At 68.2% G+C, this 2,158-nt stretch carries 1 protein-coding gene; it reads right to left on the bottom strand.

Going from position 1 to position 2,158, the window contains the following annotated elements; all coding sequences use genetic code 11:
• Positions 1-2,158 (bottom strand): beta-ketoacyl synthase N-terminal-like domain-containing protein (locus ACH4S7_RS36530; protein ID WP_398525744.1); only part of this gene is annotated, 2,158 nt, incomplete at both ends.

Here is a 2,158-nt window from a genome sequence, read left to right as displayed (position 1 = left end):
ACCACAACCGCCCGATGCGCGAACACCGAACGACCCCGCACCAACGACCAACCCACCGCCGGCACATCAACAACACCGGTCTCACCCAAGAACGAACCCAACCGACCCGCCTGCGCCCGCAACGCCTCCGCGGACTTGGCCGAGACGATCCACGGCACCGGAAGACCCGGCACATCACCAACCGGCTCGCTCAGCGGCGCCGGCTGGTCGGTGGGGGCCTGCTCCACGATCACGTGCGCATTCGTCCCACTGATACCGAACGACGACACACCCGCACGACGCGGACGACCCGTCTCAGGCCACTCCCGAGCCTCCGCCAACAGCTCCACCGCACCAGCAGACCAATCCACATGCGGCGACGGCTCGGTGACATGCAGCGTCTTCGGCAGCACACCGTTCCTGATCGCCATCACCATCTTGATCACACCGCCGACACCGGCGGCCGCCTGCGTGTGGCCGACGTTCGACTTGATCGAGCCCAGCAGCAGCGGCTGGTCGCCGTCCCGCTCCTGGCCGTAGGTCGCCAGGAGCGCCTGCGCCTCGATCGGGTCACCGAGCGTGGTACCGGTGCCGTGCGCCTCGACCGCGTCCACCTCGGCGGCCGACAGACCGGCGTTGGCCAGCGCCTGGCGGATCACCCGCTGCTGGGACGGACCGTTCGGCGCCGTCAGACCATTGCTCGCACCGTCCTGGTTCAGCGCCGAACCACGGATGACCGCGAGTACCTCGTGCCCGTTCTTCCGCGCGTCCGACAACCGCTCCAGCAGGAGCATTCCGGCGCCCTCGCCCCAGCCAGTTCCGTCCGCGTCGGACGAGAACGCCTTGCACCGGCCGTTCGTGGCAAGGCCGCGCTGGAGGCTGAAGTCGACGAAGGTCTCCGGCGTCGACATGACGGTCACACCGCCCGCGAGCGCCATGCTGCACTCGCCCTGGCGCAGGGCCTGAGCCGCCCAGTGGAGGGCGACGAGCGAGGAGGAACAGGCGGTGTCGACCGTGACCGCCGGACCCTCGAACCCGAAGGTGTAGGAGACCCGGCCGGACGCGATGCTGCCCGCGCTGCCGTTGCCGAGGTAGCCCTCGACCTCCTCCGACGGCTGGGTCACCCGGGACCCGTAGTCGTGGTACATGATCCCGGCGAAGACGCCGGTCTGCGTGCCGCGCAGGCTGTTCGGGTCGATGCCCGCCCGCTCCATCGCCTCCCAGGACGTCTCAAGGAGCAGTCGCTGCTGCGGGTCCATGGCGAGGGCCTCACGCGGCGAGATCCCGAAGAAGCCGGCGTCGAACTCGACCGCGTCGTGCAGGAAGCCGCCCTCACGGGTGTACGTCTTCCCGGACAGGCCGGGCGTCGGGTCGTAGATGGAGTCGACGTTCCAGCCCCGGTCCTCGGGGAAGAGGCTGACGGCGTCCGTGCCGCTGGCGACGAGCCGCCACAGCTCCTCGGGGGTACGGACGTCTCCCGGGTAGCGGCAGCCCATGCCGACGATGGCGATGGGCTCGTCATCGGTGCGGGACACCGTGGTGGACACGGTGGCCGCGGCGGCGTCGACCAGACCCAGCGTCTTCTCCTGGATGAGATCGGCGAGGGCTTGGGGGGTGGGGTAATCGAAGATCAGCGTCGCCGGCAGCCGCAGCCCCGTCTCACCATTCAAACGATTCCGCAGCTCAACCGCCGACAACGAATCGAACCCGATATCACTGAACGCACGACCCGGCTCAATCGACCCCGCACCCTCATAACCCAACACAGCCGCCACATGCGACCGCACCAACTCCAACAACACCCGCTCACGCTCACCCGCATCCAACACCGCCAAACGCCGCTCCAACGACACCTCACCACCACCCGAAACACCCACACCCACCGAACGACGCACCGGCACCCGCACCAACGACCGGAACACCGCAGGCACCCCATCAACCCGCGAACGCAACGCCCCCAAATCCAACCGCACCGGCACCAACGCCGCCACATCCTCACCCAACGCCACATCAAACAACCCCAACCCCTCACCCACCGACAACCCCAACACACCCGAACGACTCATCCGCAACACATCAGCCTTACCCAACACCGCACCCATACCAGCCCCCTCCCACAACCCCCACGCCACCGACGTACCCGGCAACCCCAAACCACGCCGCACCACAGCCAACCCAT

The organism is Streptomyces sp. NPDC020965 (assembly GCF_044333555.1).
Classification (GTDB): Bacteria; Actinomycetota; Actinomycetes; order Streptomycetales; family Streptomycetaceae; genus Streptomyces.
This window is presented reverse-complemented; position numbering and strand designations above follow the sequence as displayed.